This is a genomic window from Maribacter luteus (assembly GCF_009674825.1).
GTDB classification, from domain to species: Bacteria; Bacteroidota; Bacteroidia; order Flavobacteriales; family Flavobacteriaceae; genus Maribacter_A; species Maribacter_A luteus.
In genome coordinates this window covers 311079-330078 of record NZ_WKJH01000002.1, presented here as the reverse complement: position 1 = coordinate 330078, position 19000 = coordinate 311079, and the positions used below count along the sequence as shown (strand labels likewise).

Sequence of the window (19000 nt, the reverse complement as noted above, 5' to 3'; positions counted from 1 at the left end):
GTAAGATTTAAACCCAATTTATTTAGAGTATGAAAAAACATAGATTAAAATTAGTACTTGCCATTGCCGGCCTGTGTATGATTTTTGCATGCAAGGAACATCGGGAAAAAGAAAACAAGGGTGTTGTTGTACAACAAGAAAGTCCTTTAGATGCCGAAGAAGAGCTGTATCGCCCAAATTACCATTTTACACCTAAGGTAGGATGGATGAACGATCCCAATGGGATGTTCCATTACAATGGGTATTACCATTTGTATTTTCAACATTATCCAGACGGTAATAAATGGGGGCCCATGCATTGGGGTCATGCAGTAAGTACCGATATGGTAAAATGGAAAGAGCAGCCTATTGCATTATACCCTGATGATATGGGATATATTTTTTCTGGAAGTGCGGTAGTTGATTTACAAAATTCCTCGGGCTTTGGGAAAGAAGGCCAAGTACCGATAATCGCCATGTTCACTTATCATAATATGGAAATTGAAAAAGCTGAAGGGATCGATGTCGAGTCACAGGCAATAGCCTATTCCTTGGATGAAGGGCTTACTTGGACAAAATATGAAGGGAATCCGGTTATTGAAAATCCCGGAATTAGGGATTTCAGGGACCCCAAGGTATCCTGGGACGAGGAACATGAAAAATGGGTTATGGTTTTGGCTGCCCATGACAAAGTGATGTTTTATGGTTCAAAGGATCTTAAAAAATGGGAACTGATGTCGGATTTTGGAGGGGATATGAAAAAGGATCTCGGAACACATGGTGGTGTTTGGGAATGTCCGGATCTTTTCCAGATGCCTGTAGCGGGTACAAATGAAACCAAATGGGTGCTTTATGTTAGTGTAAATCCTGGTGGTCCCAATGGAGGTAGTGCTACGCAATATTTTATTGGTGACTTTGATGGTCGAAAATTCACCATTGATAAGGGGTTTGAAACTGTCCTGAACAAAGGGCAGAAATTTTGGATAGATTTTGGAAAGGACAATTATGCCGGGGTCACCTTTTCCAACATCATCTCTAAGAACGGTGGAAAATTTTATATGGGCTGGATGTCCAATTGGGAATATGCCAATGAAGTCCCAACAGAGACTTGGCGCAGTGCAATGACCGTGGCAAGGGAAGTGAAATTGATCAAGGATGCGGAAACCTATAGGTTGGCATTTGACCCGGTTGATGAATTAGACGCTTATAAAGGTGTAAAGTATAAGAAAGAAAGAATTGCCGTGAATGGGCTGTCGGCACTTCTTGATTCAGAAAAGGTAAATCTCTCACGAACTGCAATAAGTTTCAGTATTTCAGATGTAAAGAAAGATAGTTTCACTTTTAAACTTTCCAATAAACAAGGAGACGAATTATCCTTTGGATACAATGGGGGGGATAATAGTTTTTTCATTGATCGTGATACCTCCGGTAAAACAGGGTTTTCCGATAGGTTTTCGAATAAGGTCAGCAAAGCCAAACGATTTTCCGACAATGGAATGTTGTCCGGGACAATCCTCCTTGATAAGACATCAATAGAATTGTTTTTTGATGAAGGGTCTACGGTAATGACTGAGATTTTCTTTCCCAATGCGCCATTCGAGACACTTTCAATAGAGTCGGCAAGCGAAGACTTTGTTCTTGATTTTTTAGAAGTAAATGAACTGAATATTAACTAAATAAAACTCAATTATGAAACTAAAACTCTTTTTATTACTAATGACATTTGTTCCCTTGGGGTTATTGGCCCAAGAACGGATAAATGGTACGGTGACCTCCCAGGATGATGGTATGCCACTGCCAGGTGCCTCTGTGGTTGTATCTGGGACGACCATTGGTACAACGACGGATTTTGACGGGAACTTCACACTTGATAAAGTACCTGCGGATGCGACACTCTCGGTAAGTTATGTTGGCTTTTTAAAAGTTGAGGTCCAGGTAAATGGTCAAACTTCTTTTAATATTGTTTTACAGGCAGATGCGCAATTGTTAGATGAGATAGTGCTAACCGGTTATACAACTGAAAGAAAAGCCGATTTAACAGGAGCTGTTACAGTTGTAGAGCTTGGTCCTGTGGAAGGTCAAAGTTTAAGTTCGGGTAATGCCATGCAGGCCTTACAAGGTAGGGTGCCTGGACTTTTTGTTGAAAAATCAGGTAACCCGAACGGTACCAGTAGTCGAATTTTGATTCGGGGTGTCACCACCTTGGGAAATAACGATCCTCTTTATGTTATTGATGGGGTTCCAACGGTTAGGCAAGAAGTTTTTTCAGGTCTTAATCCCAGTACCATAGAATCAGTTCAAGTGTTGAAAGATGCTTCAGCCTCTTCCATTTACGGATCAAGGGCAGGTAATGGGGTAATTATCGTAACCACCAAAAATAGTTCTAAATCAGGAGGAGATGAAAAGTACAGGGTAACTATAAATTCGAATATTTCTGTGCAGTCTGAAAAAAAACAGCGATACGATATGTTGAATTCCATTCAGCGAGGAGAAGCTTTATGGAGGGCGTCTGTCAATGATGGTGCTGATCCGACCGGTGGATATGGCGAGATTTATAATTTTGATTGGAATGGCGATTTTAATAATCCAGTGCTGAACAGTGTAACGCTCCAGCCTTATGTTGGTGGTGATGTCAGCGTGCCGGTGGGAGATACGGATTGGCAGAATGAAGCGTATGAAACAGGTTATACTTTCAATAATGAAGTATCCATTTCGGGGGGCACTGATAAATCGTTTCATCTCATTAATTTGGGGCACCTTAAGAATACAGGCATTTTAAAGTATACGGGTTACGAAAGGTTTTCAGGCAAATTGAATTCCAATTTCAAATTGTTCAATGATAAATTAAAGGTTGGGGTCAATACGGTTTTTACCACTTCGGATGAAACATTGGGATCTACAGATATAGGTAGTGCCCCAACACCATCATTGGCAATTAGCTTGGCACCAACCATTCCTTTGTTCGATAGTAATGGTAATTATGGTGGGCCATTGGGGGCAGGGTATTCGGACCGTAACAACCCTGTTTTGATGCAGTATTTGAATAGATGGGACAACACGGAAAGGACAAATATTTTTGGAAATGTATTTGCCGAACTCCAAATAATAGACAATTTAACTTTTAGGACTAGCATTGGTCTGGATTATAATGATTTTAAAAGTAAGGACATTGAACCTACGGTATCCAATGGTTTTGTTAACCGAAGCAATAATAGGTTGATCTTGGATACCAATAAATTTACCAGCGTTGTTTTTACCAATACCTTGAATTATAACCTTGAACTGGGAGAGCATAGGCTTGGCGTATTGGTTGGTGCTGAATCGATAAAGAATGATTTTGATTCGGTAACGGCTATTGCTGATGGTTTTGCGGTAGAAACAGAGTCCTATTTTGTCTTGGATGCGGCAACAGGGGCAAAAACCAATACAGGAAGCTCTAGTGGCAGTAGTTTGTTATCTCAGTTCGCAAAACTCAATTATGCATTTGCAGATAAATATTTGGCTTCAGTTACAGTACGTAGGGATGGTTCTTCTAGATTTGGGGAAGATAACAGATACGGTGTTTTCCCTGCGGCAACAATTGGTTGGAGAATTAGTAGGGAAGATTTCTTTAATGATGAAGGTGTTGTTTCTGATTTAAAACTAAGGGCAGGTTATGGTGAGGTAGGTAACCAGTCTATTGGTGATTTGGCAAGATTTGGTTTGTACGAATCAAGATATGGGCCTAATCAAGATCAATATGTGCCAGATTTCTTTAACCAGTATTATAATGTTGGGACTGCTTATGATCTAGGGGGTAACAATAGTGGAACATTACCATCAGGCTTTGTTTCCATTCAAGCGGCGAACCCTTCTTTAAAGTGGGAAACTACCAAAGAATTTAACTATGGTATTGATTTTGGACTTTTTCAAAATGCTGTTGTAGGTACGTTTGACTATTTTACAAGAAAGACCAGTGATATACTTATTACTCCACCTATTGCCTCTGTAATTGGTGAAGGCCAACAGCGGGTTTTAAACGGAGCAACTACCGAAACAAAAGGATGGGAGCTTTCAGTTGCGTATTCCAAGGCATGGGAAAGTGGATTTACATTAGGCGTATCCACAAACTTCGGTGCTTTCAAAGATGAGATTACGTTTTTACCAGAAGAAGTTAGGGCTGGTTTTCCAGGTACCGCGGAAAATTCAATATTAGGTCATTCCCAGTTTTCGATCTTTGGATATAAAACAGATGGTCTTTTCCAAAGTCAAGATGATATAGATAGTAGTCCGGCACAAGTAGGTGCGCGACCTGGAGGCTTAAAATTCCAAGACCTTAACGGAGATAACGTTATTGATTCCGATGATCGTGATTTTATAGGAAATACATTGCCAGATCTGGAATATGGTATTCGTGTAGATTTGGCATACCGTAATTTTGATTTCTCTGTTTTTGGATCAGGTGTTGCGGGTAGAATAGGACAGGATCCATATATCTTATGGAACAATTTCACACAGGGTCGGGAGAATGCCGGGCTTGGTGTTCTTGATGCATGGACCCCAACTAATACCGATTCTGATATTCCATCACTCTCACTAGCCTTTAATGATCTTAGAACTTCTGATTATTTATATAGGAAGAATTCGTATTTCAAAATAAGGAATTTACAATTGGGGTACTCCTTGCCCGAGGATTTAATTGGAAAATTAGGGGGAATGACCGGTTTACGCATTTATTTTCAAGGGGAAAACCTATTCTGGTTTACTCCGAAAGATTATATAGGCTCTGATCCAGAACGTACCACGGTAGATAATATTCCGGTTCCCACAGTACTTTCTTTAGGACTTAATGTGAATTTTTAATAAAAGAAAATCATGAAAAAAAATAAATTTTTAATATTAGGAATGCTGGTTACATTATTTCTGGTTTCTTGTGACAAGGATTTTTTAGAATATGAACCAGAGGGCGTGCTATCAAATGAGAACGTAGCAACTGCGGAAAATGCGGAAGCATTGGTGGTAGCAGCTTATGCAGGGATTGCCAATGATGAGATGATAGGGCCTTTGACCCATCAATGGGTGTATGGAAGTGTGCGTTCCGATGATGCATATAAAGGAGGTGGAGGCCGTGGTGATGTTGATGTGGTAGATCGCTATGAGCAATATAATTTAACGATTCCTGATTATGGCGACTGGATGACACCAAGAACATGGACCAATTACTACAAGGCCATTTCAAGGGCTAATTTTGCTTTGACCGTAATTAACGATATTCCCGATGCAGAATATGAAAACAAGACCTTGAGACAAGCTGAACTTAGATTTTTGAGAGCACATTCCCATTTTATGTTGAAGCTGTTGTTCAAGAAAATACCCTATATCAAGGAAGGTCTGACCCAAGAAGAAATAGCGGCGGTTTCCAATGATGTGCCGAACGATGAGTTGTGGAATACCATAGCGGAAGATTTCATTTTTGCCTATAACAATCTTCCCTTATCACAAGATGAGGTTGGTAGGGCAGATAAAAATGCAGCCGCGGCATATATGGCCAAACTTAGGCTTTACCAAGCTTATGAGCAAAACGAGCAACATCAGGTCACTGCGATCAACCCTGAGCGACTTCAAGAGGTAATTGTTTATGCTGATGAGGTTGTGGCAGGTCTTGAGGCAGATTATGGCAACAACTTTTTAGATGGTTTTGATAATGGTCCTGAATCTATTTGGGCCGCCCAATTTTCTATAAATGATGGTACCAAGGTTAGTAGGGTGAGTTTTGTTACAGGACTTAATTCCCCACATGGATCTGCGTTATATGGTTGTTGTGGGTTTCATTTGGCTAGTCAGAACATGGTAAACGCGTTTAGAACCGATGAAGCTGGACTACCTTTATTGGATAGTTTTAACGATACGGATATACTCACTGCTGTTAATGAGGATGGAATCGTAACGCCAGCTACAGGATTAACGGTTGACCCTAGGTTGGATCATACGGTAGGAGTCCCGGGAAGGCCTTTTAAATATAGGAATACAGTGAATACTACAGGTGATATGGTTTATAACTTTACTTGGGCCAGGGATCCAGGGGTTTATGGTTATTTTGGGAATATGAAGGAACAACAAGCACCGGATTGCTCCTGTTACGTGAAGGAAGGGCCGTTTGTGGGTACTTCAAAGAATGTTGATTTTATTCGATATGCCGATATCTTACTTTTTAAGGCAGAGGCCTTGATACAATTGGATCGTTGGGATGAGGCTTTGCCCTTGGTCAATCAGGTTAGGGCACGTGCAGCTGCAAGTACCCAACGTCAAATCGATGCCGGTGCTACGGATATTTATAATGTACAGGAATATCTTTCTTTTCCAAATAAGGAATATGCTTGGAAAGCATTAAAATTTGAAAGAAGGTTGGAATTTGGGATGGAAGGACCTCGTTTCTTTGATTTGGTAAGATGGGGAGAGGCTGCAGAAGTATTGAATGCTTATCTAACCGAGGAAAAAACCAAAAGGGATTTCTTGTCAAATGCAGAATTTACTGCCGGAAGGGATGAGTACTATCCAATTCCACAAAGGGAAATAGACTTTACAGGAGGTCTTTATAAGCAAAACCCGGGATATTAATATAAGACGAAATTGTTTGAGTTAGTTTATTAGGCACGGAGAGTGGTTTCTTCGTGCCTTTTATTTAAAGTTTGGTTTATGAAAAAATTAAATGTGATTTGTTTTGGTGAGGTTTTATTCGATAATTTCCCAACACACTCAAAGATCGGCGGAGCTCCCTTGAATGTTTCTTTACGACTAAGGTCATTTGATGTAGACGTAAGTATGATAAGTAGTGTAGGCGATGGTAAATATGGAAATAGGATACTTGACTTTCTGAATAATCGTGGGGTCAATACCGATGGGATTCAGATTAGTCCACTTTATCGTACAGGTCAAGTGAAAGTTAATTTAAATAGTAGTGGGGTGGCAACCTATGATATCTCCTATCCCGTTGCTTGGGATAAAATAACATCAAGAAGTAGTTATGAAAAACAATTGAAAGAAAGTGATGTTTTTATTTATGGCAGTCTTGTCTGCAGGGATAGCACATCAAGGACTACCTTGATAGGCTTATTGCAAATAGCACCTTACAAGGTTTTCGATGTAAATTTAAGAGCACCATATTATTCGAAGGAGCTGCTTTTGGAATTGATACAGCAAGCCGATTTTGTCAAATTCAATGATGACGAATTGTATGAAGTGGCTGAATACCTTGGTTCCAAATATAACTCCATGGAGCAGACGATTGTGTTTTTGGCCGAACAGATTCAGATTGAAACCATTTGTGTAACTAAAGGGGCGTATGGTGCTGTATTGTATCACCAGAATGTATTTTATTATAATAGTGGATATAGAATTAAGGTTTTGGATACCGTAGGCTCCGGTGATTCATTTTTGGCTTCAGTAATCTACAAATTGCTAAATGGGGAAGGGCCACAAGAGGCTATCGATTTTGGTTGTGCTGTAGGAGCCTTGGTTGCTAAAAGCGATGGCGCTAATCCCAAATTGAGCATGCAGGAAATCGCAAAGTTTATGAATCCTTGACCTATCGGGTTGTTTAGTTTAAATCCTTGCTAAAAAAAAGTTATTGGTTTTTGTGTTGACAAGATTTTACAATAGGCTATGTTATAATAAAACCAGTACTTAAAAATTTATATCCTTATAAGGGGTAATTATATGAAAAATCAGCAGGATAATAATTAATAAAGACCTCTTAGAAAATTGGTTTGACTTCTTAATGTTCCCTCAAAGTTGATTTTTGAGATAACGTTATATATATAATAATAAGTCCCAATAATCAAATAGTTTTTTGGATCAAGAATGTGGGCGTTGTGGAATTGGTAGACACGTTAGACATAGGATCTAGTGCCGTGAGGTGTGAGAGTTCAAGTTTCTCCGCCCGTACTTCGATAAGCCCTTCAGAAATGAAGGGCTTTTTTTATTTTTAGTGTCTCGTCCTGAAATAAGTTGACATAAAATCGACTTATTTATGAAACATTCAATTATTACGGTGAACAAGCGAACCCAACGCGATTAAGATCTGGGCTTTAAATTAAGTATTGTCCATCAGGTCGAAAAAGGCGAGATGACATATAAGCAGGCGCAAAAGGCTTATGGTTTTCAAGGTAGAAGTACCGTTTTGGTTTGGCTTAGAAAACATCCTAATCTGATGAAAGAAATCAAAGTTTGCAGACCGGAGGAGTTCTTCGTCAGTGACATTACATACATTAAAAGTAGGGAGCGGACACATTACCTATCCTTGGTAACCGATGCCTATAGTAGAAAAATAATGGGGTACCATCTTAGTGATGATATGAGTGCAGAGAATGTGGTAAAGGCTGTAAAAATGGTGAACAACAATAGATTAACGAGCAAACATCTAATTCATCATTCCGATAGGGGATTGCAGTATTGCTCGGCCATATATCAAAAAGAACTACAGCAATGCAATATAACCCCATCAATGACAGATGGGTATGATTGCTACCAAAGTGCAATGGCAGAACGAATGAACGGTATATTGAAAGGAAAATTCTTGATATATAAATGGAACAGTGGCAAAGAGTTGAAAAAGCTTATAGCAGAATCAATAACAACGTATAATAACAAAAGACCGCACTTGAGTTTAAAATATAAAACACCTAACTTTATACATAATATTAAACCAGAGAAGCTAGCTTCTCTGGTTTAATATTAATAATTTAAAAACTGTCAACCTATTTTAGGACGACTCAGGGGTAGTAAGTCCGGGTATTTCAGCGGTGTTTGTATTAGGTTTTTTTTGGAAAAAAACCACCAATAACGGGGCGATTTGGGGTGCTTTTTTATCAATACCGATTGCTTTGTTGTTGAAATATATTCCCATTTCGGCTTTGGAACCTTGGATGCACCAAATGGGATTGACGGCATTTTAACCATAATGATCATTATGGGGGTAAGCCATCTTGAGACCAAAGGGAAAGATGACGCTAAAGGAATAATCTTGTCTAAAAAACTATTCGAAACATCCCCTTTGTTCAATATCGGGTCTTTTGTTCTTTGTGTTGTTATTGCTGTTTTATATTGTTTGTTCCGGTAAAGACGATAAGGGATTGCTGAAAAAACAATCAAAGGCCATGCGAAACATGACCATGGTTATACCCCGAATTGCCAAGGCTGTCCAATGATTTTTCGGTAGCGCGTGGTTTATGGTTCGTTCTGTCAATGCGTGCCAAACGGAAAGGAAACAGGTCATGATGGAATGGTACAAGGTAGTGGGGCAGATGGTAAGAGGGCTTCCTAGGCCAAAAAACCAATGTTCAAGGAAGCTGTAAGGTAGCCTAAATAAAGGAAACGTTTTAAAATAGAAAAGATGAAAGGAATAGTAAAGGTTACAATGGGTCTTGCACTCATTTTCTTTAATTGTAAAAAACCCAAACAGTTATCGATTACATCCCCCGATGGCCTAATTGAAGTTGTATTGGATCAAACGGATAAGGGTTTGGGCTACAACCTTTATGATGGTGGCAAAGACATCATTTTAAATTCAGGAATCTCCATTTTACCCGACTTGCAAGTTGAAGTTTTGGATACTGAAATCAATGAAGTACGTAAAACATGGAATCCCGTTTGGGGGCAGTTCAGTGAAATTGAAGACCATTACAAAGAGTTGGAAGTATCGCTGAATTACGAAGGTGTCCCTGTTACACTTTTGGTAAGAACCTACAATGATGGTGTTGCTTTTCGTTTTAAGGCCGATGAAATTCCAGCAGGGGCCAAGCCTTCTTTTTTTATCGAATACGGTTTGCCCGATACAAGTAACCTATATTCACCGGCGGGAGAAGGGCAGCCCTTTGGACCTGTGGCTTTGGCCGACTTGGGGAAAACCCAGCCCAATGGCAAAAAACAAAAAATAAAAATGCCCTTGGTCGTAGCGCATCAAGAAAGTAAATTTTTATCGCTTTTGGAATCGGATTTGATCAGTGCGCCGGGTTTTGATCTCATAAACTTCAATTATGATGACCAAAGAAACAAATTGGTTTCAAAAAACGGATTTGAGTCCGATGAGAGGAGCTTAACAACACCTTGGCGGGTAATTCTTTTGGAAGACCGAATGGGTGATTTACTTACCAATACGGTGCCACTGAATGTGGCGGCCCCTAATCAAATTGAAAACACATCATGGATTAAACCAGGAAAAACCCTTTGGGATTGGAGGGTTCATGGTTTGCAAGCCAAGGACGGATTTACGTATGGGATCGATAACGAAAGTTATTTCCGATTTATCGATTTTGCATCAAAAAATGGGATTGAATATTTCCTTATTGACGATGCCTGGTACACCCATGTGGAACCAGGGGAAATAACAATGTCCGATAAATTGGATTTGGATAAAGTAGCGGCGTATGCCAAAGAAAAAGGGGTGTCCCTAATTCTGTACTATGACAGGCGACAAGGGAATTATGGTGATGATGCCTTGTTCCCGTATTACAAATCCCTTGGGGTCAAAGGTATCAAATACGGTTTTATGGGGGCAAACGTGCCCTTTACCAGAGACGCCATTCGTATGAGTGCCGAAAGTAATTTATTGATTGATTTTCACGATGGACCCGTGCCGTTCACTGGGGTAACGAGAACCTACCCCAATGCCATTACTAGGGAATTTTGTCATGCACAACAAGATTCCAGACGGGCTTTCACGCCTAAAGCCTTTATTAGGATGGCATTGATCAACGCGATACAAGGCCCCTTGGATATGAACAATGGTGTTTTCGATATTACAAGTGTTAATGCAGGCGAAAGGGAAAAAGGACCTAAAAAACTGAATTCATTACGTACAACGGTCACTGCGGAAGCCGCCAGAACCCTTATCGTATTCAGCGGATTGGTGTGTATCCCTGATGCACCCGAGGCTTATGCCGAAAAACAGGATTTGTTTGAATTCATTAAAGAAATGCCCGTAGGAAAATGGGATGAAACAAAAATATTGCACGCCAAAATGGATGGGTATATTTCCACGGCAAGACGGCATGGAGAGGAGTGGTTTATCGGTTCGGTGCACAACGAAGGCGGTACGCTTGATATAACATTGGACTTTTTGAATGATGACCAAGAATATACCATTACCTTTTATGAAGATACCGAAGAAACCGACAGCACTACGAATCCGGAAGCTTATCAAGTACGAACCGCAACCGTAATGAAGGACGCTGTTGTACAGGCCAAGATGGTTTCCGGTGGTGGCCATTGCATGTGGATAAGGCCTGAATCGAAGAAATAAGATCGCCCATGAAAAGACCAATATATTTCCTGGCGCTGATGACCCTTTTATCGGCATCATGCAAAAATGAAGATCATCTTTCTGATTCCAATAAACCTAACATCCTTTTTATCGTGGTAGACGATTTGGGGTATGCCGATTTAAGTGTTATGGGCAGCGAATATTATGAAACCCCGAATATCGATGCCGTGGCAAAATCGGGGAATGTTTTCACCAATGGCTATGCAACGTGTTCCGTTTGTAGCCCTTCGCGAGCAAGTTTGTTGAACGGACAGTTTACCGCAAGGCATGGGATTACACAGTTTGTTGGTGCGCCATCGGGATCGGAGTGGAAAAAAAAGAACCGATACACAAAGCTTTTACCGCCCGAGTATAAGCATCATTTGGATCATGATGATGTGACTTTGCCTGAAGTATTGAAAGAGAACGGATACCGAACCTTTTTTGCGGGAAAATGGCATTTAGGAGGCGCAGCGGATCACTCCTTACCGACCGATCATGGATTCGATATCAATCAAGGGGGGTATGAAAAAGGTGGCCCCTACAGCGGAGGTTATTTCTCTCCCTTCAACAATCCGCAAATGGAAGACCAGGAGGAAGAAAAAGGAATGTCGCTTTCCATGAAATTGGCCAAAGAAACTTCAGGATTCATTGAGAAAAACAAAGACACCACATTTTTGGCATACCTCTCTTTTTATGCGGTACATGCCCCTATACAGACCACCAAAGACAAATGGAAAAGGTATAGGGACAAAGCCGAACAAATGGGCATTGCAGAAAACGGCTTTGAAATGGAACGTATTTTACCTGCCCGAAAATACCAAGATAACCCAGTGTATGCCGGTTTGATCGAACAAGTGGATGAGGCTGTCGGAAGTGTCCTTAAGACTTTGAAAGATAATGGTTTGGATAAAAATACCATCGTCGTGTTCACTTCGGATAATGGGGGGGTTACTTCCGGAGACAACTTCTCGACCGATCAATTGATGTTAAGGGGAGGAAAAGGGTACCAATGGGAAGGCGGTTTACGGGTGCCTTATTTTATTTATGTACCATGGTTAAAGCAAAATGGAGGTATGATAGAAACCCCGGTTTCCGGCGCAGATCTGTACCCGACATTGTTAGACTTGGCGAATATCCCTTTAAAACCCGAAGCACATGCCGATGGTATTAGTTTAAAGCCACTTTTAAACGGGGAAGAAATTGATGATAGACCACTTTTTTGGCATTATCCGCATTACGGAAATCAAGGGGGGGAGCCGGTTTCCATTATTAGAAAGGACAATTGGAAACTGATTCATTACTGGGAAGACGGTCACAATGAATTGTATGATTTAAATACAGACCTAAAGGAGGGTAACGATTTGTCTGGGAAAAACAAAGCGATAGCGGAAACCTTATACACACAATTAATGGATTGGTTGGAATCCATGAATACCCAATATGCAAAGGAAGACCCCGAATGGGATGAAGCTGCCCGTATTAAAAGACTGGAAAGCCATAAAACGAAACTCATGCCACGCTTGGAAAAGCAAAGAAGGGAAATGTTGAGTCCTGATTGGCAGCCCAATGACGATTGGTGGGGAAGTGAAGTCAACGAAATTAACAAAAATCAAAATTCATGAATCCTTAAGTGCCTATTGAATTATCTAGAAAGGACTTTTCATATTTAAAAATTGCATAAGAAGAATAAAGCTATTTCGATTTCAGTCTGTTAATGCTTTTCCTCTCGTCATATTTCTTTCTAATCGACCCATTCGGTTGTTTATGTCTTGAATGGGAAGATTTTACTTTTTCTGCTTGCTCATCCTGGGGGATTTAGGGTCTGTATTATACCTATATAGCAATAATTTCGTTTTCGATTTCAGGGAGCCGCATAGCTAATCTGTTATCCTTGTTTCCCTTTATGTTGGTTTTGGTGGGAAAAACTATTTTTAAGGTAGTGTTATTTGATCTAGTTTTTATAATGATAAACAACCTGGCAAATGTTGGTAACACATTTTATGGTTTCAAATCGATTTAAATGAGCTTAAGTTAAACTACAAGACGCACAAAATCAATTATATGTATTAAAATGGTTAAAAAGCCAAACTTAGGATCTAGTGCCGCGAGGTGTGAGAGTTCGAGTCTCTCCGCCCGTACAACAAGAGAAAAGCCGACTTTTAGGAGTCGGCTTTTTTTATACGCTGTGTTTTTGGTCGGGAATTGGTATGTAATAGAGAAATGGTTGAGCCGGGCGAATTTAAAGTAAAGGTAGGGGCGGCATCAGATGATATTAGATTGGAATCTGTGTTTCATGTAAAATAGGTCATTCAATGTATAGGATAAGAATACGGTAACCTATGAATCAATGGTTAAAAATTATGGGATTGATTGGTTGGGTTCATTAATTGGTTAAGTAATGGCTTTAAAGAAGAAGTGATGGTGTGTGAATCAAAAAAGTCCATTTCATAAAAATGGACTTGTTATTTCTTGAAAAATAGGAGGTAATATTTGAGGAAATCTAAATTCAATCGCATTTAAAGTATCCCAACGGCAGCTAATAAAAGTCCGCCGACTACGGAAAGCAAAATCGCAATCAAAACCACAATCATAATACCCAGAAAAACGTTGAGTATTTTATTGCCAAATGTAATTTCGTGCTCCATGATTTTTATTATTTACTACAATATAAGCATTTGTCACCTGAATTTGCCCGAATTTCTAAGTTATTTCGACTAAGTGTCTGTCGCTTAGTATGTTTATCGGATGTATTACCCAAAAATTCGATGAGTGGCATAAGATGAAAAGAGAGCCTTTTTTATTTCCTTTGAGTTTACCGTTAAGCGCTTCCAATGAGTTTTATCCCCAACTATAAAGTGCTTAGTTATTAAGCAGGGCCATCTTGGGTTTCAACGTATCCAGATCTTTTGATTTTTTACGTTTTTTGGAAATGCTGTCGCGGGAACTTTTGTTAGGAACTTGATAATCCTCCTTAGGGGTTGATCTTGAATTTTGGTGTTCTTCTATAGACGGAGTTCTTTTCTCCTGATTTTCGGTATCATCGTATTTGGTGTGTATTTCTTTACATGAAGTAAGAAGTACGCTGAACAATACCATAAGTATAAAAATTTGGGGAATTCTCATATTGGTTCTCTAATCGTATCATAGTAATGTACGTAGGTATGATATGATTTGGACGCTTGCACCTTTATTCGCTGTGACATAGTCGGAGTTCACCTTACCGGTTTTGGCGGCGAATTCTGGATTTTCCAGTAATCGGGTCATTGTATCGTTGAATTGTAGACTGTTTTGAACGACTATAATGCCTTCTTTCCTAACCAGGGTTTCAGCTTCTTTAAAACCAGAATAATCAGGGCCTATTATTACGGGGATGCCATGAACGGCGGGTTCAAGGGTGTTGTGAAGGCCAGTGCCGAAAGCCCCTCCCACATAGCCGATGTTCGCATAACTGTAAATTTTTGTAAGTAGGCCAATGGTGTCAATGATCAATACATCAAAATTAGAGGGGTCATGTTGCTCTAATTCGGAGTATAATAGAGTAGTTTTTGAGATTGATTTTTTTAGGGAAACAATGTGTTCCGGTTTAATATTGTGCGGGGCAAGAACGAACTTTAGGTTTTTTTCGGTTTCATTGATGAATGGTAGCATAATGGCTTCATCATCTGGCCAAGTGCTTCCTGCAACGAAACATAAGGAACCTTCCTTGAAATGGTCCATAAACGAAAGCTGATTATCCTGTTGTAGAATTTCGGAAACCCTGTCAAAACGTGTGTCACCGCTTAAGGTTGAATTTTTCAAATCAATACCTTTCAATAATTCTATCGATTTTTCATCTTGAACAAAGAAATGGGTGAAGGTTTGCAAAGCCTTGCGCATAAGACCACCGTACCATTTAAAGAATACTTGGTCTTTTCTGAAAATGGCCGAGATTAAAATAGTCGGTATATTATTCTCTGCCAGTACTTTTAGGTAATTGGGCCAAATCTCATATTTCACGAATATCGCTACTTTGGGATTTATGGTATTTATAAAACGTTTGGCGTTCCCGATTGTGTCGATCGGTAGATAAACAATGGCATCGGCTACGGCCGAGTTCTTTTTTACCTCATAGCCCGAAGGGGAGAAAAAGCTTATTACTATTTTGTATAAAGGATATTGGGCCTTGAGCTTCTCTATCACGGGCAGTCCTTGCTCAAATTCCCCTAATGAAGCAACGTGTACCCAAATAACGGGATCATCTTTTTGAATGGATTTCCTTAAAATGGAAAAAGTTTCTTTTCTTCCTTTGACGAAAAGCTTGATTTTTGGCTGAAAAAAAGCCACTGATTTTAACAGAAACCATGAAAAATATGCAATGGTATTGTAGATGTAGATCACTAGGTTATGGTTTGTCGCTAAAATACGGTTCTTTCCAGAATTGTTCCTTATTTTTGCACCGATACTATGCTAAAACTTGCAGATGCGAAAAATACAAATGGTAGACCTTAACGGTCAATACCAATCCATCAAAGAGCAGATAAACTCATCTATTGCGAATATTCTAGATACTTCGGCCTATATCAATGGTCCGGAGGTACATGCCTTTCAAAAGGAATTGGAAGAATATTTAGGGGTGAAACATGTGATTCCCTGTGCCAATGGTACGGATGCATTGCAGATTGCCATGATGGGTTTAGGATTGCAACCTGGTGACGAAGTAATCACCGTTGATTTTACTTTTGCGGCTACCGTAGAAGTTATAGCCCTTCTTCAATTGACACCTGTTTTGGTCGATGTTGATGTTGAAACCTTCAATATCGATATTGCGGCCCTTGAGCGAGCCATTACCCCAAAGACTAGGGCTATTGTCCCAGTTCATCTTTTTGGGCAATGTGCCAATATGGATGCTATAATGGCATTGGCCAAAAAACACGATTTGTTCGTTATAGAAGATAATGCACAGGCTATTGGTGCCAACTACAAGTGGTCCGATGGTTCTAAACAAAAAGCCGGTACTATAGGCGATGTAGGTGCCACCTCATTCTTTCCTTCCAAAAACTTGGGATGTTATGGTGATGGAGGTGCGATTTTCACCAATGACGATGATTTGGCACATACTATAAGGGGTATGGTGAACCATGGTATGTACGAAAGGTACCATCACGATGTGGTTGGTGTCAATTCTCGATTAGATTCCATTCAGGCTGCGGTTCTTAGGGCAAAACTTCCTTTGTTGGATAGTTATTGTGATGCGCGTAGAAAAGCGGCACGGGCCTATACAAAAGCCTTTGAAGGTCAAGAAAACATTATTGTTCCCGTAACTGTAAATAATTGCGGGGAGATTTGCGATACTTGTGATAGTCATGTTTTTCATCAGTACACTTTAAGGATAACCAATGGGAAAAGGGATGCCTTGGTAGCACATTTGGCCGAGAAGCAAATTCCTTGTGGGGTTTATTATCCCATTCCTTTGCATAGCCAAAAAGCGTATGCGGATGAGAGGTACCGGGAGTCCGATTTTCCTGTAACCAATCAACTGGTGAAAGAGGTTGTCTCATTACCCATGCATACGGAGTTGGATGCGGAGCAGATAGATTTTATAACCGAAACGGTTATTGGTTTTGTTAATGGCTAATGATCATTTATTATAATTTGAATTAAATTAAGGTTTAGATGAAAATATTGGTTACTGGCGGATTGGGATTTATAGGTTCACATACCGTGGTTGAACTTCAGAATGAAGGCTATGAGGTCGTTATTATAGATGATTGTTCAAATGCTGATGAAAAGGTGCTTGATGGGATTACGGCCATCACGGGTAAAAAGCCTGTATTCGAAAAAATCGATTTAAAGGAAAGATCCAAAGTTGAAGAGTTCTTTAAAAGACATCAAGATATCGAAGGGGTTATACACTTCGCGGCATCCAAAGCGGTGGGAGAGAGTGTAGAAAAACCATTATTGTATTATGAGAACAATATTGGAACACTCGTTTATATGTTGAAGGAATTGTCCAAGAAGAATTCGGCCAGTTTCATATTCAGTTCTAGTTGCACGGTTTACGGTCAGGCCGATACCATGCCAATAACCGAAAATGCCCCGGTAAAGCCGGCGGAATCCCCTTATGGCAATACCAAACAGATAGGGGAAGAGATTATTCGCGATACATGCAAGGTAACCCCGGGTTTAAATGCGATTGCCCTGCGTTACTTTAATCCAATGGGAGCCCATCCAAGTAGCGAGATAGGGGAGTTGCCTATTGGTGTGCCACAAAATCTGGTTCCTTTTATTACCCAAACAGGTGTGGGTCTACGGGAGCAACTATCAGTGTTCGGGGATGATTATCCAACATCTGATGGTACTTGTGTTCGGGATTACATCTATGTGGTAGATTTGGCAAAGGCCCATGTTGTAGCCCTTCAACGCTTATTGGGCGGTAAGAACAAGGATAACTATGAGGTGTTCAACGTAGGTACCGGTAAAGGTAGTACGGTTCTTGAAGTTATCAAGAGTTTTGAAAAGGTATCCGGCAGAAAACTCAACTACAAAATTGTAGATCGGAGACCTGGGGATATTACTTCGGCCTATGCCGATACGACCATTGCAAATAAGGAACTTGGTTGGAAAGCGCAATATACTTTGGATCAGGCCATGAAATCGGCATGGGATTGGGAGCAAAAAATAAGAAGCTGATTTTATCTTTGTATTGACAACTGGATAATTGGCAGGCATTTTTTTAAACGGAAGAATCAAGATCGCTCCAGTACATGGCATAGATAGCGTTGTAAACCAAAAACCCATCAACCTACGTATGTAATTTATGAGACTTGACTTCCCCAATAGCAATGAGCTTTTAGCAAATGTCAAAACCGAAAACCTTTATGGTAAACTGGTGCAACAGATCAAGAAAGATTTCGGGCTTGCCAACATACCAATAGATCTTGCCGATTCTGTTTCCTCAGAAGACTTGAGGATATTTCTTCATGAGAAGATATATTATTTGATCATGGAAAAATTCGTTGAGTATTTAAACTTACTATATGTAATAGATGTACCTGAAAAGGCATTTAGAGAGATTCAAGTGACAGATGCTGTTGAGGTTGCCGAGCAAGTTTCTTTTTTGGTCTTGAAGAGGGAGTTTCAAAAGGTATGGTTGAAAAAAAAATATTCCTCTTAAAAGTACACTCTTACAAAAGGCATTAAAGCATTGGCATATATACTTTTGTCGTCGTCGTAGAGCACATCGTACCGAAGTCCGAACGTAACGTTTTGGTTACTATATCCCAAGCCAAGGAAAAGGGCAGGGGACCAATAATTGTCTTCCCTGTTTCCCCCATCAAGGGCGTATGTCCTGTTTATTCTCAATTGCTCCAATTCTGCGGATAATTGAATATTGGGGATAGGATTGTATAAAGTTAATATGCTTCCGCCATAAGCGAAAAGTTTGTCGTCGTTGAATTTGGCATAATTGAAGTTTAAGCTGGTCCCTGTCGCGAACTGCTCATTTACCTGATAAATTGCACTAGGTGAAATAGACCCGTTAAAACTACCGTTGGTGAACCCGATTCCGATACCACCTCCAAAACGTACATTGCCCCAAAAATTATTGGAAGAACCTTGGCCAAAACAAGAAATGCCAATAAGTAATAGAAGTGTAAATATGTAATGTTTCATTTTGTGTAGATTTTGTGTTTTATATAAACAGATCTTGATTTTTGGTCAATATTACTAATGAAGATACGCCTAGATATGTGAAATATTGTA

Annotated in this window: 14 protein-coding genes, 1 tRNA gene and 1 pseudogene; 12 read left to right on the top strand and 4 right to left on the bottom strand. The window is 39.9% G+C overall.

Going from position 1 to position 19000, the window contains the following annotated elements; genetic code table 11:
* Nucleotides 1-29 precede the first annotated feature (29 nt).
* The 9 genes and pseudogenes from GJ691_RS04615 to GJ691_RS04575 all read left to right on the top strand — a co-directional run bounded on the left by GJ691_RS04615 (nt 30) and on the right by GJ691_RS04575 (nt 12882).
* Entirely contained in the window at nt 30-1655 is a 1626-nt protein-coding gene (locus tag GJ691_RS04615; protein ID WP_154364230.1) for a glycoside hydrolase family 32 protein, read from the top strand.
* 13 nt (nt 1656-1668) lie between these two features.
* Nucleotides 1669-4821 (top strand): SusC/RagA family TonB-linked outer membrane protein, encoded by a 3153-nt coding sequence (locus tag GJ691_RS04610; RefSeq protein WP_154364228.1) that lies wholly within the window; start codon nt 1669-1671, stop codon nt 4819-4821.
* A 12-nt stretch (nt 4822-4833) separates the two neighbouring features.
* On the top strand, nt 4834-6576 hold the full coding sequence (locus GJ691_RS04605; RefSeq protein ID WP_154364226.1) for a RagB/SusD family nutrient uptake outer membrane protein: 1743 nt from the start codon (nt 4834-4836) through the stop codon (nt 6574-6576).
* Between the two features lie 78 nt (nt 6577-6654).
* Nucleotides 6655-7542, top strand: coding sequence for a carbohydrate kinase family protein (locus GJ691_RS04600; RefSeq protein ID WP_154364224.1), 888 nt, complete (start codon nt 6655-6657; stop codon nt 7540-7542).
* Between the two features lie 278 nt (nt 7543-7820).
* A tRNA-Leu gene (locus tag GJ691_RS04595) sits at nt 7821-7902 on the top strand.
* Between the two features lie 241 nt (nt 7903-8143).
* Nucleotides 8144-8689 (top strand): annotated as a pseudogene (locus GJ691_RS04590) (IS3 family transposase); the annotation flags it as partial.
* A 120-nt stretch (nt 8690-8809) separates the two neighbouring features.
* Nucleotides 8810-9076: a hypothetical protein gene (locus tag GJ691_RS19670; RefSeq protein WP_246200113.1), complete on the top strand. Its 267-nt coding sequence runs from the start codon at nt 8810-8812 to the stop codon at nt 9074-9076.
* Between the two features lie 273 nt (nt 9077-9349).
* On the top strand, nt 9350-11257 hold the full coding sequence (locus GJ691_RS04580) for a glycoside hydrolase family 97 protein (protein WP_218944419.1): 1908 nt from the start codon (nt 9350-9352) through the stop codon (nt 11255-11257).
* Nucleotides 11258-11265: 8 nt separating this feature from the next.
* On the top strand, nt 11266-12882 hold the full coding sequence (locus GJ691_RS04575) for a sulfatase (protein ID WP_154364222.1): 1617 nt from the start codon (nt 11266-11268) through the stop codon (nt 12880-12882).
* An 894-nt stretch (nt 12883-13776) separates the two neighbouring features.
* Here the strand turns inward: GJ691_RS04575 and GJ691_RS19805 are convergent.
* The 3 genes from GJ691_RS19805 to GJ691_RS04565 all read right to left on the bottom strand — a co-directional run bounded on the left by GJ691_RS19805 (nt 13777) and on the right by GJ691_RS04565 (nt 15637).
* Nucleotides 13777-13905, bottom strand: a complete 129-nt coding sequence (locus GJ691_RS19805; protein ID WP_281351213.1) for a hypothetical protein — start codon at nt 13903-13905, stop codon at nt 13777-13779.
* 214 nt (nt 13906-14119) lie between these two features.
* Nucleotides 14120-14383, bottom strand: a complete 264-nt coding sequence (locus GJ691_RS04570; RefSeq protein WP_154364220.1) for a hypothetical protein — start codon at nt 14381-14383, stop codon at nt 14120-14122.
* Between the two features lie 18 nt (nt 14384-14401).
* A complete protein-coding gene (locus tag GJ691_RS04565) occupies nt 14402-15637 on the bottom strand; it encodes a 3-deoxy-D-manno-octulosonic acid transferase (protein ID WP_179955027.1) in 1236 nt (411 codons plus the stop codon).
* Between the two features lie 82 nt (nt 15638-15719).
* Between GJ691_RS04565 and GJ691_RS04560 the strand changes: the two genes are divergently transcribed.
* The 3 genes from GJ691_RS04560 (at nt 15720) to GJ691_RS04550 (ending at nt 18413) form a co-directional block, all read left to right on the top strand.
* Nucleotides 15720-16874 (top strand): DegT/DnrJ/EryC1/StrS family aminotransferase, encoded by a 1155-nt coding sequence (locus GJ691_RS04560; protein ID WP_154364218.1) that lies wholly within the window; start codon nt 15720-15722, stop codon nt 16872-16874.
* A 38-nt stretch (nt 16875-16912) separates the two neighbouring features.
* Nucleotides 16913-17929 (top strand): UDP-glucose 4-epimerase GalE, encoded by a 1017-nt coding sequence (galE, locus tag GJ691_RS04555; protein WP_154364216.1) that lies wholly within the window; start codon nt 16913-16915, stop codon nt 17927-17929.
* Between the two features lie 127 nt (nt 17930-18056).
* Nucleotides 18057-18413 (top strand): hypothetical protein, encoded by a 357-nt coding sequence (locus tag GJ691_RS04550; RefSeq protein ID WP_154364214.1) that lies wholly within the window; start codon nt 18057-18059, stop codon nt 18411-18413.
* On the opposite strand, the gene GJ691_RS04545 is transcribed toward GJ691_RS04550, so the two are convergent.
* Nucleotides 18410-18910, bottom strand: a complete 501-nt coding sequence (locus GJ691_RS04545) for an alpha-ketoglutarate decarboxylase (RefSeq protein WP_154364213.1) — start codon at nt 18908-18910, stop codon at nt 18410-18412. The genes GJ691_RS04550 and GJ691_RS04545 overlap by 4 nt on opposite strands.
* Between the last annotated feature and the right edge of the window lie 90 nt (nt 18911-19000).

Coding starts and splice junctions, on each gene's coding strand:
- GJ691_RS04615 (WP_154364230.1), top strand. CDS start 30: ATGAAAAAACATAGATTAAAATTAGTACTTGCCATTGCCGGCCTGTGT.
- GJ691_RS04610 (WP_154364228.1), top strand. CDS start 1,669: ATGAAACTAAAACTCTTTTTATTACTAATGACATTTGTTCCCTTGGGG.
- GJ691_RS04605 (WP_154364226.1), top strand. CDS start 4,834: ATGAAAAAAAATAAATTTTTAATATTAGGAATGCTGGTTACATTATTT.
- GJ691_RS04600 (WP_154364224.1), top strand. CDS start 6,655: ATGAAAAAATTAAATGTGATTTGTTTTGGTGAGGTTTTATTCGATAAT.
- GJ691_RS04580 (WP_218944419.1), top strand. CDS start 9,350: ATGAAAGGAATAGTAAAGGTTACAATGGGTCTTGCACTCATTTTCTTT.
- GJ691_RS04575 (WP_154364222.1), top strand. CDS start 11,266: ATGAAAAGACCAATATATTTCCTGGCGCTGATGACCCTTTTATCGGCA.
- GJ691_RS19805 (WP_281351213.1), bottom strand. CDS start 13,905: ATGGAGCACGAAATTACATTTGGCAATAAAATACTCAACGTTTTTCTG.
- GJ691_RS04570 (WP_154364220.1), bottom strand. CDS start 14,383: ATGAGAATTCCCCAAATTTTTATACTTATGGTATTGTTCAGCGTACTT.
- GJ691_RS04560 (WP_154364218.1), top strand. CDS start 15,720: ATGCGAAAAATACAAATGGTAGACCTTAACGGTCAATACCAATCCATC.
- galE (WP_154364216.1), top strand. CDS start 16,913: ATGAAAATATTGGTTACTGGCGGATTGGGATTTATAGGTTCACATACC.
- GJ691_RS04550 (WP_154364214.1), top strand. CDS start 18,057: ATGAGACTTGACTTCCCCAATAGCAATGAGCTTTTAGCAAATGTCAAA.
- GJ691_RS04545 (WP_154364213.1), bottom strand. CDS start 18,910: ATGAAACATTACATATTTACACTTCTATTACTTATTGGCATTTCTTGT.